The organism is Paraburkholderia sp. 31.1, assembly GCF_014397645.1.
Classification (GTDB): Bacteria; Pseudomonadota; Gammaproteobacteria; order Burkholderiales; family Burkholderiaceae; genus Paraburkholderia; species Paraburkholderia tuberum.
Genome location: NZ_VZQN01000004.1, coordinates 172,213 through 192,196, shown reverse-complemented (window position 1 = coordinate 192,196; position 19,984 = coordinate 172,213). Strand labels below are relative to the sequence as shown.

Below are 19,984 nucleotides of genomic sequence, written 5' to 3'. Positions count from 1 at the left end.
TTTACACGGAGAACACATCATGCTGGAAGTCGACGATCTCGTGGTCAGCTACGGCCAGAGCGAGGTGCTGCACGGCATCGGATTTTCCGTGGCGAACGGCGAAAGCGTCGCTGTGATGGGCCGCAACGGCATGGGCAAGACGACGCTTTTCAAGGCGCTCATCGGCATGCTGCCCGCCAATCGCGGCACGGTGCGGGTGGGCGGCGCCGACGTGTCCAAAGACGAGAGCTACCGGCGCGTGGCGAAAGGGATCGGCTACGTGCCGCAAGGCCGGCAGATCTTCGCGTCGCTGAGCGTCGAGGAGAACATCCAGACGGGCCTCGAAAAGGCGCGCAGCCAGCTCGTGCCCGACGATCTCTACGCGCTCTTTCCCGTGCTGTTCGACATGCGACGGCGCAAGGGCGGCAACCTCTCGGGCGGCCAGCAACAGCAGCTCGCGATTGCGCGCGCGCTCGCGACCGATCCGAAGGTGTTGCTGCTCGACGAGCCTACCGAGGGCATTCAGCCGTCCGTCATCAAGGACATCGCGAAGGCGCTCAATCAGATTCGCACGACCCGCAACATCGCCATCGTGGTGTCCGAGCAGGTGTTGAGCTTCGCGCTCGACGTCGCCGACCGGCTCTTCGTGATCGAAGGCGGCCGCTTCGTCCATCAAAGCACCCGCGATGCAGGCGACACCGACCGCATCCGCGAATACCTCTCGGTATGAGTGCGGCGCACCGAACCGCATTTACCGACTCTCGAACCATGGAGCGAACGCAATGCCCGAAACTCTCATCAAGGTGGATCTGAACCAGCCGGCCTACGAAAACACGCAGGTGCACAACCGCTGGCACCCGGATATTCCGATGGCTTGCTGGGTCAAGCCCGGCGACGACTTCATCCTCGAAACCTACGACTGGACCGGCGGCTTCATCAAGAACGATGACAGCGCCGACGACGTGCGCGACATCGATCTGTCGATCGTCCATTTTCTGTCCGGCCCGGTCGGCGTGCATGGCGCGGAACCCGGCGATCTGCTGGTCGTGGACCTGCTCGACATCGGTGCGAAGTCCGAGAGCCAGTGGGGCTTCAACGGATTTTTCTCGAAGTCCAATGGCGGCGGTTTTCTCACCGACCATTTTCCCGCCGCGCAGAAGTCGATCTGGGATTTTCACGGCGTCTACACGAACTCGCGCCACATTCCAGGCGTGAATTTCGCGGGTCTGATTCACCCCGGCCTGATCGGATGCCTGCCTGATCCGAAACTGCTGGAAACCTGGAACTCACGCGAAACCGGCCTGATCGCGACCGCGCCGGAGCGCGTGCCGCCGCTGGCGAATCCGCCGTTCGCCGCGACAGCGCATATGGGGCAACTCGCGGGCGACGCGCGTGACAAGGCGGCGGCGCAAGGGGCGCGCACCGTGCCGCCGCGTGAGCACGGCGGTAATTGCGACATCAAGGATCTGTCGCGCGGCTCGAAGGTGTTCTTCCCCGTCTACGTGGATGGCGCAGGACTTTCCGTCGGCGATCTGCACTTCAGCCAGGGCGACGGCGAGATCTCGTTTTGCGGCGCGATCGAAATGGCGGGCTGGGTACACATGCGCGTGAATCTGATCAAGGGTGGCATGGCGAAATACGGAATTCGCAATCCGGTATTCCAGCCGAGTCCTATCACGCCGAATTACAACGACTACCTCATTTTCGAAGGCATTTCGGTCGACGAGCAGGGCGCTCAGCATTATCTCGACGTGACGGTCGCGTATCGGCAGGCTTGTCTGAACGCGATCGAGTATCTGAAGAAGTTCGGCTATTCGGGCGCGCAGGCGTATTCGTTGCTCGGTTGTGCGCCGGTGCAGGGGCACATCAGCGGCGTGGTCGATATTCCCAATGCGTGCGCGACCTTGTGGCTGCCGACGCAGATTTTCGACTTCGACATTCGCCCAAATGCCGATGGGCCCATCCAGCACATCAAGGGCGGTGTGGATTTGCCATGCTCGCCGGATCTGGCGAACGTCTGAGCCAACGCTACCAGGAGAGCCTGTCATGCCGATCTACGACTTCGAATGCGTGAGTTGCGGTCCCTTTTCCGTCATGCGGCGCATGGCGGACCGCGAAAAGCCTTGCCGCTGTCCCGAGTGCGGAGGGGAGAGTGGCCGGGTGATCAGCGCGCCGTCGCTAGCCTTGATGGCGAATACACGGCGCTCCGCGCACGCAACGAACGAGCGCGCGCAGCACGCGCCGCGCCAGTCCGGTGACGGGGCGCCGTTGCGTCATCGGGCGGGATGCAGTTGCTGCTCGGGTGGCAGCGCGAAGTTCGCGGGATCGGCTTCGGACGGACTCAAACGGCCGGCAGGACGACCATGGATGATCAGCCACTAGTGAGTGTGTGCTGAAGCGGAGCGGGCGGCCCGAAGTCCGCCTGCGATCTGAGGGACTTAAGGAGGATATGTCATGCGACATGGCGATATTTCGAGCAGCAACGATTGCGTGGGCGTCGCGGTGGTCAACTACAAGATGCCGCGTCTGCATACGAAGGCGGAGGTGCTCGACAACGCGCGCCGCATCGCCGGCATGGTGGTCGGCATGAAGCAGGGATTGCCTGGCATGGATCTCGTCGTGTTTCCCGAGTATTCGACGCACGGCATCATGTACGACCGGCAGGAGATGTTCGATACGGCGTCGACGGTGCCGGGCGAGGAGACGGAAATATTTGCGGCGGCGTGCCGCCAGGCCAACGTCTGGGGGGTGTTCTCGATCACGGGAGAGCGTCACGAAGAACATCCGCGTAAGGTGCCGTACAACACGCTTGTGCTGATCGACAATCGCGGCGAGATCGTGCAGAAGTATCGCAAGATCATGCCTTGGACGCCGATCGAAGGCTGGTATCCGGGCGATCGTACCTACGTGACGGATGGGCCGAAGGGTCTGAAGATCAGCCTGATCATCTGCGATGACGGCAACTATCCCGAGATCTGGCGCGACTGCGCGATGAACGGCGCGGAATTGATCGTGCGCTGCCAAGGCTACATGTATCCGGCCAAGGAGCAGCAGGTGATGGTGGCTAAGGCAATGGCGTGGATGAATAACACTTACGTCGCCGTGGCGAATGCCACGGGCTGGGACGGCGTGTATTCGTACTTTGGTCACTCGGCGATCGTGGGTTTCGACGGGCGCACGCTCGGCGAGTGCGGCGAGGAGGAGATGGGCGTGCAGTACGCGGAGCTCTCGCTGAGCATGATCCGCGACGCGCGGCGCACGATGCAGTCGCAGAACCATCTATACAAACTTCTGCACCGCGGGTACACGGGCACGATCAATTCGGGCGACGGCGCGAACGGCGTGGCGGCCTGTCCGTTTGGGTTCTATCGCGACTGGATCGAAGACCCCGACGGCACGCGCCGCCGCGTCGAAGCACTCACGCGCCCGACGCCAGGGACGCCGGAGTGTCCGATTGAAGGGATTCCGAACGGGGCGTGAGGATTGGTTCGCCGGGCGTTGTCACGCGCGCTGGTCAGCTACGATGACGTGACGAAGAAGACGAAATCGCTCTACCATGGCCATCGATTCCCGGCGTCAGTCATCAGCCACGCGGTTCGCAGCTACCCGGCCGCGAAAACAGAGATCCCCGAGCTGGCGAATGTGAAGCACGTGTTCGTCAAGGCCTGCGCGCGCGTGAACAACCGCGCTGAAAACAGCCATCAACCCACGCGTGAACGCGAGCGCCGGATGCGAGGGTTTCGCTTGCCCGAACGCACGCAGTCATCTGCTGAGCGCCTCGCTCTATCGCAAACAGCTCGCCGCGCGATTTGAAGCGTGGCGTCCCTTCACCGGCGTTGCCCACGCTCCGTCCACCGTGTTCTGAGACACGACTGTCCATGCCGATATCTCGTCATGGACTCAGCAACGTGACAGCGCATTAAGCAGCGCTCAGGTGAAATCTTAAGAAACTGCCGCCTCGCGCAAAAGACGTCACGCGAGAACTGCTGGTCGCCTATTGGTTGCGTTTTTTTACATCGCAGCTCTGCGCATTTATTTTTTCACTGTTTTCTCATTAACGGGATGGCGGGCGGAGAGACGCGCGCTGGTTTCGGGCGATCTTCGCACACAGTGTTTTTTTGCAGCTGCAATTGGTGCGGAAGCGCACATACCGGTTGCCGCGCCTCCATGAATCATGCTCCGCATATCGAGCCGCGTAAATGCTTTCAATTTAAAAATCAAAGAATATAAAAATGAAAGGAAACGCAATGAAGCGATATTTCCATGTAAGAAAAAGGAAAACAAAATGAAGGCGATGCTCCCGGGGCTGGACATCCTGCGGTTCCTGCTGGCCTGCTATCTGGTCGTCTTCCACACGCTCGTCATTTACCCCGAGGCGAGGGCGATGCCAATGGCCGACTTCTTCAAATTCGGTGGCTGCGCGACGAGTATCTTCTTTATTCTGTCAGGATTCATTCTATCGCACGTTTCGGTGGAAAAGAAAACTGGCGAAGCGATGAAGGTTTCGGCATCGAAGTTTTTTATCAACCGTTTTAGCAATATTTATCCCATTCACATCGTTACGCTAGCGCTGAGCGTTGCATTAATGGCGGTAAATTCCCATCCCTTCGACACCGAACTGAGCAACCTCGATTCAGCACCGCCGATTGTGCACACCATGAGCGGTGTGGAAGTGGCGGTCAATGCGGTTTTACAGATCCTGTTATTGCAGGCCTGGAATCCCTTTTATCTGTCATTCAACATTCCGTCGTGGTCGTTGTCGACGCTGTTTTTTTTCTATTTATCGTTTCCGGCGCTCGCGCCACGCCTGCTGTCGATGCGCTGGAAGTCCACGATGCTGATGGCGATGTGGGGCGCCAGCCTGTTGCCGGCCGTGATCGTCGTTGCAGGCGGCTGGTATCAGGGGTGGCCGATCGGTGTGTTGCATACCAATCCGCTGGTGCGGCTTCCGGAGTTTCTGGCGGGCATTCTCGCTTACGGGATATTCGAGGCGAACGTCGAAAGCATTACCGGCATGATCGCGAGTTGCCGGTGGATCATATTCGCCGCTACAGGGGCACTTTTCATCGGCGCCACTTTTCTGTTTACGGCGGGAATGCGTTCGTGGGAGGTACTTCTTCACAACGGCGCACTCTTGCCCGCGCAAGTCGCGGTGATTTTTGTTTGCGCGAGCACACTGCAAAACGCGTCGCCGCGCGTGGCCGCCTGGACGAGACGGCTCGGCAACGCTTCGTTGTCGATCTTCGCGCTGCAATACCCGCTATTTATCGGCTTTCTCAAAGTGCAGAAGCTGCTTGGCATTCCGTATTCGCTGTTGTCATGCGTGCATCGACCGCATGTTTGCCGGGAGGCGGCAAGCCAGGTGCCCGTGCATTTTTCCGCCTATCCGGTCTATCTGATTTTGGTGCTGGTGACGTCGGTGCTGTTTCAGGAGCGGGTCGTGTTGCCGCTCAGGACCAGGCTGCGCCGCGTGCTGAAGAGCCGCTGGGAGGCAGCGCGGCCCGCGCCGCTGCCTGCGACGTCGGTGCCGAAGACACAGTGAGACGCGCTGCCGGCCAGGTGCAGGCGTTTGCGCATCCCGGTCCCGCACTCGTCGATGTGATCACATCGAAGCATGAGCTTGCCATGCCTCCGAAGGTGGAACTTGCCCATGCGAAGGGATTCAGCCTTTATATGCTGCGTGCGATATTGAACGGACGCGGCGACGAGATCGTCGAGCTGGCTCGCACCGAGCTCAGATGCAAACGGGCGCTAGCCCGATTGCCGACGGCTCGGGCCCGCGTCCGTGATCCTCGTCAACGTGTTCGACTCAGCGCGCCAGCAACGAAACCGTCGCGATGCCGAGAATCGTCATGATCAGCGAAGTGCTCAGGTGAATCGCCACTTCGCCCGCCGCCCAGCCGAACCGGCCGTCCTGCAGACGCTGCACGACCTCCGCGGAGAACGTCGAGAACGTCGACAGCCCGCCCATCAGACCGGTGATGACGAACAGCCGCCATTCCGGCGTGAGCTGGGGCACACGCGCGAAGCCCGCGACCGCCACGCCGATGAGGTAGCCGGCGATCACGTTGGCGGCGAGCGTGCCGAGCGGCAGGTCGCTAAAGACCGGGTTAAGTCGAAAGCCGAGGAACCAGCGAAACAGCGAGCCGAGTGCGCCGCCAATCGCGACAGCGAGAAAAGACCAATACATGGAAGAGGATCGAAACCGGAATGTCGACAGACCGGTTGATGCGGGCGAGTTGATGCCGCGTCCGCATAACCGGGCGTAGCAGGCATCATCAGCCCCGAGGGCGGTTAATGGAGAATGCCATCTCCAGCCGCGAAGTCTAACATCGGCGCGCGCATTTGGGGACAGGCGCTTGATTCGTGCCTCTCCCGTTTCCCGCGAGCGCCGCCTTCGTTCACTCCGGCGTTGCCGAAATCTTGTGAATCGACAGATCGGCGCCGTTGTATTCCTCTTCCTGGTCGAGGCGCAGACCGACCGTCATGCGGATCACGCCATACACGACCGTGCCGCCGAGCCCCGACACGACGATTCCGCCGAGCGTGCCGATGACCTGCGAGGCGAACGACACACCGCCCAGCCCGCCGAGCGAATGGATGCCGAAGATCCCGGCCGCGATGCCGCCCCATGCGCCGCACAGCCCGTGCAGCGGCCACACGCCGAGCACGTCGTCGATGCGCCAGCGGTTCTGCACGCAGGTGAACATGTAGACGAACAGCACGCCGGCGATACCGCCCGTGACCAGCGCGCCGAGCGGATGCATGATGTCCGAGCCCGCGCACACCGCAACGAGCCCGGCGAGCGGGCCGTTGTACGTGAAGCCCGGGTCGTTGCGGCCCGCGAACCACGCGCTCAGCGTGCCGCCGACCATCGCCATCAGTGAATTGACCGCGACGAGGCCGCTGATCTTGTCGAGCGTCTGCGAGCTCATCACGTTGAAGCCGAACCAGCCGACCGTCAGCACCCATGCGCCGAGCGCGAGAAACGGAATGTTCGACGGCGGATGCGCGGCGATACCGCCGTCGCGGTGATAGCGACCGTGGCGCGCGCCGAGCAGCAGCACGGCCGGCAGCGCGACCCAGCCGCCGAACGCGTGCACCACCACCGAGCCCGCGAAGTCATGAAACGGCGCGCCGAAAGCCTGCCTGAGCCAGCCCTGGATGCCGAAGCGGTCATTCCACGCGATGCCTTCGAAGAACGGATAGATGAAACCGACCAGCACGAACGTCGCGAACAGCTGCGGATTGAACTTGGAGCGCTCGGCGATGCCACCCGACACGATCGCGGGGATCGCGGCGGCGAACGTCAGCAGGAAGAAAAAGCGCACGAGCGCATAGCCGTTGTGCTGGGCGAGCGTCGCCGCGCTGTCGAAAAACTGCACGCCGTATGCGATCGTGTAGCCGATGAAGAAGTACGCGATCGTCGAGACCGCGAAGTCCACCAGAATTTTGACCAGCGCATTCACCTGATTCTTCTTGCGCACGGTGCCAAGCTCCAGGAAGGCGAATCCCGCATGCATCGCCAGCACCATGGCGGCGCCGATCAAAAGAAACTCGGTATCGGCGCCGTATTTCAGACTTTCCATCGATATGTCCCGCTTATGCCAAAAAAGTGCGCTATGTGAGCAAGAAGCGGGCCAAAGCTGTGCTGGTCGCGTCGACACGGTGCAATCGGGCACCGGGATGGGTATCTGGTGGGTTCTGAGCCATGCGCCGCCCGAGCGCGTCATGCACCTTAACAGAGAGGAATGGCACAAGAAAAGTGCATAAATCGACGCCCTTGCGCAGATTGACCCAGACGAGGGCGAAATATTCGATTTAAATTACATTTTCATTCGGCATCCTGACGCAGCGAGACGCTGGCCGGCGCGTCGATGCCCATTTCTGGCGCACTGTACGCGAACGGCAGAAGCTGCCGTCGACGCGTTCGTGCCCCTCTTTCTTTTCCCGCGCAAACGCCGACATAATGTGCCGACTCCGTCCACGATCCGCCGGCCAACCCCTCCCATGGGCACGCATGAGACTGACCACTAAAGGCCTGCTTTTGATTGCGATCCCGGCCGTTTTCGAACTCGCGCTGCTCACCGGTGTCGTGAAGGCCCAGACCGATGCGACGATGGCGGAGCGCTGGACGATGCATAGCGAGGAGGTGTTGCGCCAGACCACGGAGATTCTCGATCCGGTGCTGGCCGAATCGGTCGCGCTGCGGGGCGCGGTGCTCGCCAACGACGCGCATTTCACCACCCCGATCGCGGTATGGATGGACGTCGACCGGCGCATCGACGAGCTCGCAGAACTCGTCGCGGACGATCCGGCGCAGGTCGAGCGCGTGGCCGAGGTGCGCCAGGCGGTGCAGGCGTACCGCCAGTGGGCCGACCGGATCCAGGACATGCTGCACGCCGGGCGGACCGGCGAGATTCTCGCGCGCTTCCACGCTCTCGCCCAGGCCGACGTGCTCGATCATTTCCGTGTGGAGGTGAGCGCGTTCCAGGCCGAGGAGCGCCGTCTCGATAGCTCGCGCTCGAATGCCGTCGCCGCCGTGCGCGAACGGGAACAGACGCTGATCGTCGCGGCCGCGTTGGGCTCGCTGGTGTTCGTCGCGCTCGCCGTCTGGATGTTCACGCGCGGCGTGCGCGGCCGGCTCGCGCTGCTGTCCGACAACGCGGGCCGGCTCGCCGGCAACGAGCCGCTCGCGCCGCTCGCGCCGCTCGGCGCGGGTAGCGATGAAATCGCGCGGCTCGATCTGACCTTGCACGAGACGAGCCGCCGACTGCTCGAAGCCGAGCGCATCGAAGCTCGCTTTCACGCGGACCTCGAGCGGCGCGCCGCCGAGCTCGCGCGCAGCAACGAGACGCTGCGCCAGCAGACCCAGGAAAACGAAACGTTCATCTACAGCGTGTCGCACGACCTGCGCGCGCCGCTCGTGAACCTGCAGGGATTTTCCCGGGAGCTGATTCGCGCAAGCGACGAGTTGCGCGACGCGGTGCGCAACTCGTCGCTCGCGATCAGCACGCGCGAGCGGATCGAGCGCATCGTCGACGAGGACATCGGCGAGGCGCTGCACTATCTGCAGACCGCGGTGCTGCGCGCGTCGCACATCATCGACGCGCTGCTGCGGCTGTCGCGGGTCGGGCGGGTCGAGTACCGGCGCCAGAATGTCGATGTACGCGACCTCGTGCAACGTGTCGTCGATGCGATGCAGGGCTCGATCCGTGCGCGGCGCGCGCGCGTGACGGTCGGCGAACTGCCCGCGGTATGGGGCGATCCGACCGCGCTCGAACAGATCTTCGCAAACCTGATTGGCAACGCGGTCAACTATCTGGACCCGGCGCGCGAGGGCCGCGTCGAAATCGGCACGACGGCGCCGCCGCCGGGCGTGCATTCGCTGCGGATCTTCTACGTGCGCGACAACGGCCTCGGTATCCCGGCGATCGCGCTGCCGCGCCTGTTCACCGCGTTCCAGCGCCTGCACGGCAATGCCGCGGCCGGCGAGGGCATCGGCCTCGCGCTCGTGCGGCGGATGGTCGAGCGACATGGCGGCCGCGTGTGGGCGGAATCGAAGGAGGGGGTGGGCACGACGTTCTATCTGTCGCTGCCAGAGGCGGGTGCTGCGAGCGCGAAACCGGCCGCGGCTGGCGCGGCTGCGCTCGCCGCGGCGGGTCCGGCTCCGGCGGCGCGCGGTGCGCGTCAGAGTGTGCCGGGCGCTGCGGGACCAGGCTTGGGCGCAGGCAGCGGGTCGTCCGCGCGTTCGGTCCACGCGGTGCGAGGAGTCAGCACGCGGTAGGGGGCGCTCGATCGTGCGGCGCGGATGGCGCTCGCCCGCGCATCAACCGGCGAAAATCCGCCGCGGCTTCAGCAGTCTTCTGCCGCGCACCGACCAGTAGCAACCGCATGCCAGCAGCACGGCGATGCCGGCGAACGTTTCGGCCGGTGTTGGCTGAATGCCGGCAAGACCCTCGACGGCAAACAGGCCGTGCGTGACACCCAGCAGCGCCGCCCACAGTGCACACGCAGCCTGCATCAGCAAACGGGTCCCTTTCATATGCCGAGCGCGGGTGTCGTGCGACCAGGTGGGCAGCCGGCGCGCGCAGAAAAAAACGATCGCCATCAGCATGATGACGAGGGTGACGATCCAGTCGATCAGTTTCATCGAAACAGCACTCCCCAAAAGCAGCCGCGACACTATACGGAGGTGTTTCGCCTGCAACAGTCGGAAGATTCTGAATTGTGGGGCGCTGTTGAGCGATGTTGAGGCGAGCGCCGCTGCAAGTCGACGCTCGTTGCTGCACGTGGTCTCGGGACTCGGTGCGCGATCCGCGTGCCGACTGTCGCGTAAATGCCCAGCGGTCTCAACTCGGCATGCAACGCTTCCGTGATGCCTTCGACGGCGAACTTCGTCGACGAATACACGCCAAAGCCCACCGCGGCACGATAGCCGCCAATCGATGAAACATTGATCACGTGGCCCGAGCGGTTCGCGCGCATGGTCGGCAATACAGCGCGCGTGGGCTTCGCAATACTGCCGCGGCAACAGGCGCGCGCCGAAGACGATCGTTGAGGGAAGGGTCGCCTTTTGAATCGCGCGGACGTCAGCTCCATCAGGTTCGACAGAACCGCGACCAACTCGCCGGGGCGATCCGAAGCGGGCGCGCCGCGCAACGGCGGTATCATGGGCACGTCTTCGCATGTGCGAGCCGCCCGACGCGGCTCCTTCCAGATCATGATTTCATCTCTTTCCTCATCGTTATTGCGCCGCGCGGCGGTCGTGGTCCTCGTGTTCGGCGCGCTGGCCGCGTGCCAGAAGAACGACGCGTCGGCCGGCCAGGCCGCGGGCAAGCTGAACGACGCCGCACAGCTTGCCGGTCAGAAGCTCGATCAGGCCGCGAGCTACGTCGGCCAACAGGTCGACGCGACCAAGGACGCCGCGCAACAGAACCTCGACTCGGCCTCCGCGCCGTCGCTCAAGATCGACCCCGCCGCGCTCGCGTCGAGCGCGCAGGCCAACCTGCAGAACGCGGCGAGCGCGGCCAACGCGCAGCTCGGCAAGGCCGCGTCGATCACGGGCCAGGGCCTCGAAACGGCGGGGCGCAAGCTGCAGGCGTGGTCGGCGCAGAATGCGGGCGCGTCGGCTTCGTCGACTGCATCGACCGATTCCGCCGACGCGCAGAAGCAGATGGATAAATGACTCGCGCCGTTCGATCCGGTTTCGCCGTTTGACGTTAGCGTTATATGTAATTACGATGGTTACACATTGTCGCTTCGGGACGGATCTGCCGTGAACACGAGTAGCCGGTTTGCCTTTGCCGTGCATGTGCTCGCGCTGTTGTCGCTACAGGGTGGCGTGCCGTTGTCGTCGGAGATGATCGCGGGCAGCGTGAACACCAATCCCGCGCTCATTCGCCGGCTTCTGACCATGCTCTCCGACGCCGGCCTCACCACCTCGCAGATGGGCGCCGGTGGCGGCGCGTTGCTTGCGCGGCGGCCGGAACGGATCACGTTGCTCGAGGTCTATCGCGCGGTGGAAGACGCGCAGTTGTTCGCGTTGCATCGCGAGGAGCCAAATCCGGCGTGCATGGTGGGGCGCAATATCCAGAGCGTGTTGAGCGGGATCATCGACGAAGCGCAGCAGGCAATGGAAGCGACGCTGGCCGCGCGCACGCTCGCCGACGCGACCGCCGACGTGGTCCGCTCGGAGAAGCAGCGCGAGCGCAAACGCCGTGCTTGAGCGTGCCTTCGCGCGCAAGACGCGGCGGCGGTGAACGATAGAAGCACAGTGTCGTAGGGCGCGGGTCGAACTGGTCCGGCACGCGTGCCAAACAAAGGAACGGGGGTGAGCGCCCCGCTTTTTTTCTCGTTATGTGTAACTATAAAAGTTACATATAAGACAACCTGAGGAGTATGCTGATATGAGCAAGCAACTGAAGATCGCCCTGTTTGGCGCGACTGGCATGATCGGTTCGCGGATTGCCGCGGAAGCCGCGCGTCGCGGGCATCAGGTGACGGCGCTGGTGCGCGATCCGGCGCGCGTGCCGGCTGGCGTCGCGAATCTGCATGCGGCGCAGGCCGATCTGCTCGACGCCGCGAGCGTCGGCGCGGCGGTGCGCGGTCAGGACGTGGTCGCAAGCGCGTATGCGCCGCCGCAGGGCGATCTCGCCACGCTGACGCAAGCGACACGCGCGCTGGTCGAGGGGGTGCGCGCGGCGGGGCTGAAGCGCGTCGTCGTGGTAGGCGGCGCGGGCTCGCTCGAAGTCGCGCCGGGCAAACAACTGGTCGATACCGACGGCTTTCCGGACGCGTACAAGGGTATTGCACTCGCGCACCGCGACGCCTTCGAGTACTACCGCGGCGTGACCGATCTCGACTGGACGTTCTTCGCGCCGGCCGCGCTGATCGCGCCGGGCGAGCGCACCGGCAAGTACCGCACGGGCGCGAACACGCTGATTGCGGACGCGGACGGCAACAGCCGCATTTCGGCCGAAGACTACGCGATCGCGTTCGTCGACGAACTGGAGCAGGGCCGCTTCATCCGCCAGATCGCGACGGTCGCGTACTGACGAGCGGCGGTTCGAATTCGCCGGCCGCGCAAGCGTACTAACATTCGGTTACGCATGTTCGGCCGCGCCGGGCGAAACTGCGGCTACACTGGCGTCTGCCGTTTTCTCACGGATTTGCCATGCAGTCATGCCCGTCGCAGCGTGAGTCCGAGGCTGCGCCGTCTGGCGGCGGGCAGCAGCCGGCGATTCTCAGCGCCCCCCATCTCTCCTCCGCTCACACCGCTCGCGACACGGCCAGCGGCGACGCCCGCCCGCGCGCGAGCACAGATGCCGTCGGTTGGTTTGCCGCGCTGCTGTGCGCCGCCCTGATTCTGTGCCTCGGCGCGCTGCCGCGCATGGCGCAAGCCGCGGGCCCCGCGGTCGGCGGCGGCACGCCGGTGATCCCGGCATTGCAGAGCCTGATCAACAGCGCGACGGTGAACGCGACGCCGGCGTCCGCGGCATCGGGGGCGTCGGCGCCCGAGGCGGCGTCGGCGCCGTCGCCCGCGAGCCAGGCGGAGCTGGCGCGCTCGCTCGACAGCGTGATCGCCACGCTCGACAACGACCGCCAGCGCAGCGCGCTCGTTGCCCAGCTGAAAAAGCTGCGCGACGTGTCGCAAAGCGCCGCGCAAACCGTCGGGCCACCTGCGCCCGCGTCCGCGCAACCTAGCCCGGGCCTGCTCGGCGCGATCGCCTCGGGTATCGCGTCGTTCGAATCCGACGTGCATCAGGGCCGCACGCCGGTGCGCTACTGGAGCGGGCGCGTGACCGCGGCCGGCAACGAGCTGTACACGATCGTCTCGGGCCAGGGACACGAGGGTGTCGGCACGATCCTGTTGGCGATGCTGGGGATGCTGGCCGGCTGGGGCGCCTGTGCCGGCGCGCTGATCTATCTGCAGCAACGGCTGCACCGGCGCTTCGGTGTCGAGCTGGTGCTGCGGCCCAATCCCACCACGCGCGAGCTGCTGATCTTCGCGTTGCGCCGCGTCGGTCCGTGGATCATCGCGTTCATCGCGGCGCTGCTGTTCATGCGCGCGATGCCCGATTCGCTCGGCCGCACGCTCGGCATGGTGGTCGCGTATGCGATCGTCGCGGGCGCGGTGTTTTCCGCGATCTGTCTGATCATGTTTTCGCTGTTCGGCTCGGGCCACCGCCGCGTCGCGGTGCGTCTGCTGATCGATCACGCGCGCCGCGTGCTGTTCGTGATCGGCGTGTGCGGCGCGCTCGGCGACGCAGCCGTCAATTACGACGTCGAGCATCAGCTCGGCACCAACCTCGCCGCGCTGATTTCGACCGCGGCCAACATGACGGCCGCCGTGCTGACCGGCTATTTCGCGCTCGCGTTTCGCCGGCCGGTCGCGCATCTGATCCGCAACCGGCCGTACGAACAGCGCAACGACCACAAGGCCGCGACCGAAGCGTTCGAGGTGCTCGCCGCGCTGTGGCACGTGCCGGTGCTGGTGCTCTCGGCTGCGTCGGTGGTCGCGACGCTCGGCGGCTCCGGCTCCAGCGAAAACGTGCTGCAGATCTCGATCGTCACCGCGCTGCTGCTGGTGCTGGCGTTCTTCCTGTCGGCGATCGTGCTGCGCATGACGCGGCCGCGCAGCGCCCGCGCGCGGCGCCGCTCGCCGTATCTGACGCGGCTGCTGCGCTTTTGCGGCACCTTGCTGACATTGTTCATCTGGCTGTTTTTCTTCGAATCCGCGGCGCGTCTGTGGGGCGTGTCGCTGGCCGCGGTGATCGAGAGGAACGTGGCGGCGCGCGGCGTCGCGCATGCGATGACGGCGATCGTCGCCACCGTGTTCATCGCGTGGCTGCTGTGGATTCTGGTCGACACCGCGATCACCGAGACGCTCAATCCGGGCAGCCCGCGCAACAAGGCGCGCAGCCCGAGCATGCGCGCCCGCACGATGTTGCCGCTGGTGCGCAACGTGTTGCTCGTCACGATCATGACGATCGGTGGGATCGTCACCGCCGCGAACCTCGGCATCAACGTGACGCCGCTGCTCGCGGGCGCGGGCGTGATCGGTCTGGCGATCGGTTTCGGCGCGCAGTCGCTGGTGACCGACCTGATCACCGGCCTCTTCATCATCATCGAGGACACGATCTCGGTCGGCGACTGGATCGACGTCGATGGCGGGCATGCGGGCACGGTCGAGCATCTGTCGATCCGCACCGTGCGGCTGCGCGACGGGCAGGGCGCGATCCACGCGATTCCGTTCTCGCAGATCAAGATCGTGAAGAACCTGTCGCGCGATTTCGCGTACGCGGTGTTCGAGGTGCGCATGTCGTTCTCGACCGATGTCGACGAGATCACGCAGCTGATTCGCGAAGTCGGCGCGGAGCTGATGGCCGACTTCCGCTACCGGCGCGAGATGCTCGGGCCGATCGAGGTGTGGGGCCTCGACCGCTTCGATCCGAACTGGATGGTCGTCAAAGGGCAGATCAAGACGCGGCCGCTGCAGCAATGGAGCGTCGCGCGCGCGTTCAATTTGCGGCTCAAGCGCAAGATGGACGAGGCCGGCATCGAGATTCCGGTCGCGCAGATGCGGCTGTACACATCGTCGAAAGATAGCGAGGGCGAGCCGCTGCGCGACGATGAGATGACCGGGTTCGTCGCGCCTGTGAATGCTGGTGCCGATGACAGCCGGCATGCGCATGGCGAGGCGCAGCAGCGGGCGCGGGACGGCGCGCGCGGCAAAACCCATCAAAGGGCGCATGAACCCACTCGCGAAAGAGACCGCGAAGGGCCGCACGAGTATCCGCGCGAAGCTGAGTATGAGGTGGGCGTCGTTGGCCCGTCGGCGCGCGCGTCGACACAGGTGCCGCTTGCGCCCGCCCGTGACGTGTCGCACGAACCGCGTCCGGCGCCGCCGACGACCGGACAGACCGCGCCGATTCCGCCGCAGATTCCGACGGCGGGTGATGTGGGTGGGAAGAATTGAGGCGGGGGTGGGTTTGGGGGCCGTGCAACCGTCAAACCATCTCCGCCGCGTCGGCCATGCGCACGATGTCGTTCACGTGCGTGCCGATCCGCGCGCCTTCGACGCCATAGATATGCAGCGACACCGCCGGCGCATCACTGCTGTTGCCAAGCCGATGAATCGCAGCACGGCCGCCGCGCACGAACGACACCGCGCCGCGTTTGCGCGTCTGAGCGCGCAGCGCGCTCGCGCATTGATGCGCGTCGTCCCATTCGAAGACCGTTTCGCTCAGCTTGCCCTCGACCACCGCGTAACCGCACCAGGTGTGATGCGCGTGCACGGCGCTCGCCTGGCCGGGCTGCCAGACCAGCGCGGCGATCGCATAGCGGCCTTGCGGATCGGCGATGAGCAGATGGCGCCGATAGGTGTCGGCGGAACCTTCGCGTTGCATCGGTGCGAGCAGCGCCGGGTCCGCGGCCGCCTCGGCGAGCGCGAGCCGCATGGTGCGCGCGAAGAACGTCGAATGCGACGGTTCCGGAAATTTCGCGCAGGCTTCGAACATCGCGTCGAGCGTGTCGCACAGGCGCTCGACCGGTGTGCGCCCGATCTCGCCCAGCGTTTGTGTCGGTAACGCGGCCGCTTCAAGTCGGGTCGGGTCCGGCAGCGGCTTCAGGTAGTCGGGAAGGTGCTCGAAAGCGGTGGCGCGAAGGTCGTCGCTCATGGTTTTATTGCAGCGCGGGCGCTGCAGTTCGGCAATTTTCGGTATCGATATTTATACCGGTTTGCCCGGAGAAAGAGTTTCCATATAATTCCCTCGACCGTCAGAAAAGTAGAATAATTTCCTATGAGGGGTGGGTGGTATGAGTATGGATATCATCGATCGGAAGCTGCTCGAATTGCTGCAGGCAGACGCGACGATGCCGATCGCCGAACTCGCGCAGCGCGTGAACCTGTCACAGACGCCTTGCTGGAAGCGGCTGCAGCGCCTGAAGGAGGCGGGCGTGATTCGCGCGCAGGTGGCGCTGTGCGACGCGCGCAAGCTCGGGGTCGGAACCACGGTGTTCGTGGCGGTGCGGACGAATCAGCACACGGAGACATGGGCCGCCGCATTTACGCAGGCGGTGCGCGATATTCCCGAAGTGGTCGAGGTCTACCGGATGAGCGGCGAGACCGACTATCTGCTGCGCGTGGTGGTCTCCGATATCGACGACTACGACCGGATCTACAAACAGTTGATCACGGCCGTGCCGCTGTACGACGTGAGTTCGAGCTTTGCGATGGAGCAGATCAAGTATTCGACGGCATTGCCGGTGCGGCCGGCTGTGACTGTCACAAATAACGGCTGACGCGCGACATGCGATGGGGCGGTGACGAACGAACGGAACACGGGTTCGCTACGATGGCGACGTGGTCGATGCATTTAAGGCGACGGGAGAGCACAGACCAAAATCACCCGCAGCAATACGAGGCAGATCGCGTGCCGTCAGGAGCGCCGCTTGCTGCCTCGACCGTAAACGCGCCACAGCGCATCCATACTGCTCCCCCGGCTGCAAGCCGCGTGCAAGCCCACTGGGCGTAGAATGCCGCCTTCTCCGACCCATCCGCGACTGCGTCGCGAATCGAGCCCGCTTCATGACCAGACCGCCGCGCAAGAAGAATCCGACCTTTGGCATCTCCGTCTTTATCGTGGTGGCGATCCTGCTGGTGATTGCCACGCTGTTCTATAACGCGATCCGCGAAAAGCACGAGTTCGACAGCCAGCCCACGCAGGTGCCGCCAGTGGCTTCGCAGGCAGCCGCGGCGGCCACCGCGATGAAACCGGCGAGCGGCGCCGCGCAATAACGCCCGCGCGCTTCCTGCTTCACTCCTCCGGTAGCCGGATCATGCTCGCGTCTTTGCGAATCTGCGCGGACGCCGCGAGCATCTGCTTGCATTGATGCGCGAGCAGCTTCGTGTCATGCACGGCATCGGCCGTATAGTCCGGCGATTTCTCCGTTTCGACGACCATCGCATCGAGTTCGCGACTCATCAGTTTGATCTGCTCGCCCTGCTCGGCGGGCAACGCGGTGCCGGCTTCGGCGGCGCTCAGGTTGTCGCGCACGAGGCTCAAAGCGCGCTGCAGCGGCTGTAGCGAGATATCCTCGACCTGGTGCTGCTGTTGCGCGGAAGTGCGCAACAGCGGCGCGGCGGCCGTGATCTGCGACGCGAGCACATGGCTGCGCACCAGCAGACCGTTCAACTCCGGCACGAACTTCTGCGCGGACTTCGGTTCGAGCATCATCCGCTGGAACGCCTGACCGAGATTCGCGAACGCAACGTGAACGTTCTTGCGCGCGAGCCGATAACGGTAATCGCGGTCGAGCGCGGTCGCCGCGGCGGCAGCGGCGACCGATGCACCGCTTGCCGGCCGCGCGGTCGCGTTGCGGATCGTGGTGGCGTCATGGCTGGCCTCGCCCGCGTTCGCCTCGGCATTGGCGTCGGCGACCGGCTGTGCCACGCCGGCGCGCCCCGCGCCGCGCGCACCGACGCCACTCGCCACTTCGGCACCGGCACCGGCTCCGGCTCCGGCTCCGGCGCCGGAGCCGGCGCCGGAGCCGGCGACGGCGACGGCGACGGCGAGCGCCGGGCCGCCAAAGCCGATCGCCGGATCCGCCATCGCCGCCGCCGGCGCGCGCGCGCCCGCTTCGGTCACGGCCGCGGCCACCGCCGCGGCCGGTTTGCCGCTCCACCACCAGCTCGCTTCGAGATACTGCCGCGTCGCGCTGATCATGTTGTTGACGAGCTTGCCCATCAAGCGGTACTCCCAGTACGGGAACAGGTGGCTCGCCGCGATCGCGATCGCGCAGCCGACCACGGTGTCGATCGCGCGCTCGCCGATGATGCGCATGCTGCCCGGCGCGAGCAGATGGAACAGCAGCAGCACATACGATGACGTGAACACGACGCTCGCCGTGTAGTTGAACAGCAGCAGGCTGTAGCTCATCACCATCGACGCGAACATCACGACCATCAGGATGTGCGGCTCCTTCACGAAGATGGTCAGCGCGATGCTCGCCGCGCAGCCGATCAGCGTGCCGATGATCCGCTGCCCATTGCGCTGCTTGGTCAGCGAGTAGCCGGGCTTCAGAATGATCACGGTGGTCATCACGATCCAGTACGCGTTCGTGAGCGGCAGCAGGCGGCCGAGCCAGAAGCCCACGGCGACCGCGATCGTCACGCGCAACGCGTGTCGAAAGCTCGGCGAGGCCATCGTCAGATTCGACAGGATCTGCCCGAACGGCACGCGCCGGCTCGACACGAAACGGCTCAGCGCCTGGTCGATGCGCAGTTCGGTTTCGGTCGGGCTCGGCTCGGCGGCAAGGCTTCGGCGCATCTTGTCGATCAGCCGCGTGGCGCTCCAGATGCGGCGGAAATTCGACGACACGGCCGAATACGCCTCCGGGTTCTGCGTCGGCAGCTCCTGCTTGCGCATCAGTTCGATTTCATACTCGATCGCGCGCAATTCCGCCTTCACGTTCACGCGCATGCGCGGCGCCTGGTCCTGCAGCACCGCGAGGCCGATCTCCTCGAGATCTTCGGCCGCCTTGCGGATCAGATCGCGATAGAACACCAGCAGATCGGAGCCGCCGAACGTGCTGCGCACGAGCGGGTAATCGGTTTGCGCGCCGACGAACAGCTCGTGCAGATCGACGCTATTGATGAACAGGTTGTAGAGCATCGCGCGGCGTGGTTCGAGCTTGCCGCGCTTCAACCTGGGCAGATTGCGCAGCACCATGTCGCGCGCGGCGTCCTGGCGATCGACCGCGGAGATCTGCTTGTCGACGAGGTTGCGATAGCACTCGTCGAGATCGTTGTCGAGATCGTAGAAGGCGGCGCGCGCGAGCAGATAGTCCGCGCACGCGAACACGCTTTCGGCGAGCGCCTGCTGCTCGATCCGATGCATCATCCAGCGGCTCACGAAGGTCGACCAGTACGTGTACCAGAGACCGCCGAGCAGGATCCACGACGCGTTGACGAGCGCCTGCAAGGGCGTGAAGTGCTCCTCCAGCGTCATGATCATCATGAACAGCGTCGCGAAGCTGATCTGCGGCCAGCGATTGCCGTACACGACGATTAGCGACAGCACGAACGTGAGCGGCACGACCGTGCACCACAGCGCGAGCGGATTGACGGTGGCGAGGCCGGTGGCGAGCGCGGACAGAAAGCCGATCACCGAGCAGGCCAGCATCTCGTTGTGCTTGTACTTGAGCGGGCCCGGCATGTCGACGACGCAGGCGCCGAGCGCGCCGGTCGCGATCGTGAAGCCGAGGTCACGATTGTGAAACACGATCAGGCACAGGACGGCCGGTAACGACACGCCGACCGCGATGCGCAGGCCGCCATAAAAGTACTGGCTATAAAGGAATTTTCTTATTTCGACCGAATAGCGCATCGACTACCTGAATCCATTCACCGAGAAAACCGCAGTTGGAAAGACAGCGCGAAACTGCCGTCGAGTCTAACTGATTTTGCGCGCGTTCTGACCTCGTCCATTCGGCCAGGTTA

17 protein-coding genes, 3 pseudogenes and 1 riboswitch are annotated in these 19,984 nt (G+C 64.4%); of the genes and pseudogenes, 14 read left to right on the top strand and 6 right to left on the bottom strand.

All coding sequences use genetic code 11. The features are described 5' to 3' along the window. The first annotated feature begins 19 nt into the window (after positions 1-19). The 7 genes and pseudogenes from urtE to F6X37_RS04165 form a co-directional block, all read left to right on the top strand. The gene (urtE, locus tag F6X37_RS04195; protein ID WP_187610422.1) at positions 20-709 is read left to right on the top strand and encodes an urea ABC transporter ATP-binding subunit UrtE; all 690 of its coding nucleotides are present in this window, start codon (positions 20-22) and stop codon (positions 707-709) included. Positions 710-761: 52 nt separating this feature from the next. Continuing rightward, positions 762-2,000 carry a formamidase gene (gene fmdA, locus F6X37_RS04190; protein ID WP_187610421.1) on the top strand — a complete coding sequence of 413 codons (1,239 nt, stop codon included), beginning with the start codon at positions 762-764 and terminating at the stop codon, positions 1,998-2,000. Between the two features lie 25 nt (positions 2,001-2,025). Then, positions 2,026-2,361 (top strand): FmdB family zinc ribbon protein, encoded by a 336-nt coding sequence (locus F6X37_RS04185; protein WP_187610420.1) that lies wholly within the window; start codon positions 2,026-2,028, stop codon positions 2,359-2,361. A 72-nt stretch (positions 2,362-2,433) separates the two neighbouring features. Continuing rightward, entirely contained in the window at positions 2,434-3,459 is a 1,026-nt protein-coding gene (locus tag F6X37_RS04180) for an aliphatic amidase (protein WP_090804078.1), read from the top strand. A gap of 90 nt (positions 3,460-3,549) precedes the next feature. Next, positions 3,550-3,844 (top strand): annotated as a pseudogene (locus F6X37_RS04175) (IS6 family transposase); the annotation flags it as partial. Positions 3,845-4,264: 420 nt separating this feature from the next. Further along, positions 4,265-5,521, top strand: a complete 1,257-nt coding sequence (locus F6X37_RS04170) for an acyltransferase family protein (protein ID WP_187610419.1) — start codon at positions 4,265-4,267, stop codon at positions 5,519-5,521. A 23-nt stretch (positions 5,522-5,544) separates the two neighbouring features. Beyond that, positions 5,545-5,718, top strand: a pseudogene (locus F6X37_RS04165) (ubiquinone-dependent pyruvate dehydrogenase); the annotation flags it as partial. Between the two features lie 70 nt (positions 5,719-5,788). Here the strand turns inward: F6X37_RS04165 and crcB are convergent. Both crcB and F6X37_RS04155 read right to left on the bottom strand, forming a co-directional pair. Beyond that, positions 5,789-6,169 (bottom strand): fluoride efflux transporter CrcB, encoded by a 381-nt coding sequence (gene crcB / locus F6X37_RS04160; RefSeq protein ID WP_090804083.1) that lies wholly within the window; start codon positions 6,167-6,169, stop codon positions 5,789-5,791. A gap of 72 nt (positions 6,170-6,241) precedes the next feature. Beyond that, positions 6,242-6,303, bottom strand: a riboswitch (Fluoride riboswitch). Positions 6,304-6,380: 77 nt separating this feature from the next. Continuing rightward, positions 6,381-7,568, bottom strand: coding sequence for an ammonium transporter (locus tag F6X37_RS04155; protein ID WP_187610418.1), 1,188 nt, complete (start codon positions 7,566-7,568; stop codon positions 6,381-6,383). Between the two features lie 431 nt (positions 7,569-7,999). On the opposite strand from F6X37_RS04155, the gene F6X37_RS04150 reads away from it, so the two are divergent. Further along, positions 8,000-9,766, top strand: coding sequence for a sensor histidine kinase (locus tag F6X37_RS04150; protein ID WP_187610417.1), 1,767 nt, complete (start codon positions 8,000-8,002; stop codon positions 9,764-9,766). A 42-nt stretch (positions 9,767-9,808) separates the two neighbouring features. On the opposite strand, the gene F6X37_RS04145 is transcribed toward F6X37_RS04150, so the two are convergent. After that, positions 9,809-10,132 carry a hypothetical protein gene (locus F6X37_RS04145; RefSeq protein ID WP_187610416.1) on the bottom strand — a complete coding sequence of 108 codons (324 nt, stop codon included), beginning with the start codon at positions 10,130-10,132 and terminating at the stop codon, positions 9,809-9,811. A 173-nt stretch (positions 10,133-10,305) separates the two neighbouring features. Then, positions 10,306-10,488: pseudogene (locus F6X37_RS04140) on the bottom strand (SDR family NAD(P)-dependent oxidoreductase); the annotation flags it as partial. Between the two features lie 214 nt (positions 10,489-10,702). Here F6X37_RS04140 and F6X37_RS04135 point away from each other — a divergent pair. From F6X37_RS04135 to F6X37_RS04120, 4 genes are all read left to right on the top strand, one after another. Further along, positions 10,703-11,167, top strand: a complete 465-nt coding sequence (locus tag F6X37_RS04135; RefSeq protein WP_187610415.1) for a hypothetical protein — start codon at positions 10,703-10,705, stop codon at positions 11,165-11,167. A 90-nt stretch (positions 11,168-11,257) separates the two neighbouring features. Continuing rightward, positions 11,258-11,707, top strand: coding sequence for an Rrf2 family transcriptional regulator (locus tag F6X37_RS04130; protein WP_187610414.1), 450 nt, complete (start codon positions 11,258-11,260; stop codon positions 11,705-11,707). Between the two features lie 181 nt (positions 11,708-11,888). Beyond that, positions 11,889-12,536 carry an NAD(P)-dependent oxidoreductase gene (locus F6X37_RS04125; RefSeq protein WP_187610413.1) on the top strand — a complete coding sequence of 216 codons (648 nt, stop codon included), beginning with the start codon at positions 11,889-11,891 and terminating at the stop codon, positions 12,534-12,536. A 119-nt stretch (positions 12,537-12,655) separates the two neighbouring features. After that, entirely contained in the window at positions 12,656-15,460 is a 2,805-nt protein-coding gene (locus tag F6X37_RS04120) for a mechanosensitive ion channel family protein (RefSeq protein ID WP_187610412.1), read from the top strand. 31 nt (positions 15,461-15,491) lie between these two features. Here the strand turns inward: F6X37_RS04120 and F6X37_RS04115 are convergent, their stop codons facing one another. Continuing rightward, positions 15,492-16,160 (bottom strand): cysteine dioxygenase family protein, encoded by a 669-nt coding sequence (locus F6X37_RS04115; RefSeq protein WP_187610411.1) that lies wholly within the window; start codon positions 16,158-16,160, stop codon positions 15,492-15,494. A gap of 139 nt (positions 16,161-16,299) precedes the next feature. Here F6X37_RS04115 and F6X37_RS04110 point away from each other — a divergent pair, with 139 nt between their 5' ends. Both F6X37_RS04110 and F6X37_RS04105 read left to right on the top strand, forming a co-directional pair. Continuing rightward, a complete protein-coding gene (locus F6X37_RS04110) occupies positions 16,300-16,785 on the top strand; it encodes an Lrp/AsnC family transcriptional regulator (RefSeq protein WP_090804098.1) in 486 nt (161 codons plus the stop codon). A 286-nt stretch (positions 16,786-17,071) separates the two neighbouring features. Further along, on the top strand, positions 17,072-17,281 hold the full coding sequence (locus tag F6X37_RS04105; RefSeq protein ID WP_090804099.1) for a hypothetical protein: 210 nt from the start codon (positions 17,072-17,074) through the stop codon (positions 17,279-17,281). A gap of 19 nt (positions 17,282-17,300) precedes the next feature. On the opposite strand, the gene F6X37_RS04100 is transcribed toward F6X37_RS04105, so the two are convergent. Next, the gene (locus F6X37_RS04100) at positions 17,301-19,871 is read right to left on the bottom strand and encodes an FUSC family protein (RefSeq protein ID WP_187610410.1); all 2,571 of its coding nucleotides are present in this window, start codon (positions 19,869-19,871) and stop codon (positions 17,301-17,303) included. Between the last annotated feature and the right edge of the window lie 113 nt (positions 19,872-19,984).

Bases quoted from the DNA above. Each gene is read 5' to 3' on its own strand.
- urtE (WP_187610422.1), top strand. From the start codon at position 20: ATGCTGGAAGTCGACGATCTCGTGGTCAGCTACGGCCAGAGCGAGGTG.
- fmdA (WP_187610421.1), top strand. From the start codon at position 762: ATGCCCGAAACTCTCATCAAGGTGGATCTGAACCAGCCGGCCTACGAA.
- F6X37_RS04185 (WP_187610420.1), top strand. From the start codon at position 2,026: ATGCCGATCTACGACTTCGAATGCGTGAGTTGCGGTCCCTTTTCCGTC.
- F6X37_RS04180 (WP_090804078.1), top strand. From the start codon at position 2,434: ATGCGACATGGCGATATTTCGAGCAGCAACGATTGCGTGGGCGTCGCG.
- F6X37_RS04170 (WP_187610419.1), top strand. From the start codon at position 4,265: ATGAAGGCGATGCTCCCGGGGCTGGACATCCTGCGGTTCCTGCTGGCC.
- crcB (WP_090804083.1), bottom strand. From the start codon at position 6,169: ATGTATTGGTCTTTTCTCGCTGTCGCGATTGGCGGCGCACTCGGCTCG.
- F6X37_RS04155 (WP_187610418.1), bottom strand. From the start codon at position 7,568: ATGGAAAGTCTGAAATACGGCGCCGATACCGAGTTTCTTTTGATCGGC.
- F6X37_RS04150 (WP_187610417.1), top strand. From the start codon at position 8,000: ATGAGACTGACCACTAAAGGCCTGCTTTTGATTGCGATCCCGGCCGTT.
- F6X37_RS04145 (WP_187610416.1), bottom strand. From the start codon at position 10,132: ATGAAACTGATCGACTGGATCGTCACCCTCGTCATCATGCTGATGGCG.
- F6X37_RS04135 (WP_187610415.1), top strand. From the start codon at position 10,703: ATGATTTCATCTCTTTCCTCATCGTTATTGCGCCGCGCGGCGGTCGTG.
- F6X37_RS04125 (WP_187610413.1), top strand. From the start codon at position 11,889: ATGAGCAAGCAACTGAAGATCGCCCTGTTTGGCGCGACTGGCATGATC.
- F6X37_RS04120 (WP_187610412.1), top strand. From the start codon at position 12,656: ATGCAGTCATGCCCGTCGCAGCGTGAGTCCGAGGCTGCGCCGTCTGGC.
- F6X37_RS04115 (WP_187610411.1), bottom strand. From the start codon at position 16,160: ATGAGCGACGACCTTCGCGCCACCGCTTTCGAGCACCTTCCCGACTAC.
- F6X37_RS04110 (WP_090804098.1), top strand. From the start codon at position 16,300: ATGAGTATGGATATCATCGATCGGAAGCTGCTCGAATTGCTGCAGGCA.
- F6X37_RS04105 (WP_090804099.1), top strand. From the start codon at position 17,072: ATGACCAGACCGCCGCGCAAGAAGAATCCGACCTTTGGCATCTCCGTC.
- F6X37_RS04100 (WP_187610410.1), bottom strand. From the start codon at position 19,871: ATGCGCTATTCGGTCGAAATAAGAAAATTCCTTTATAGCCAGTACTTT.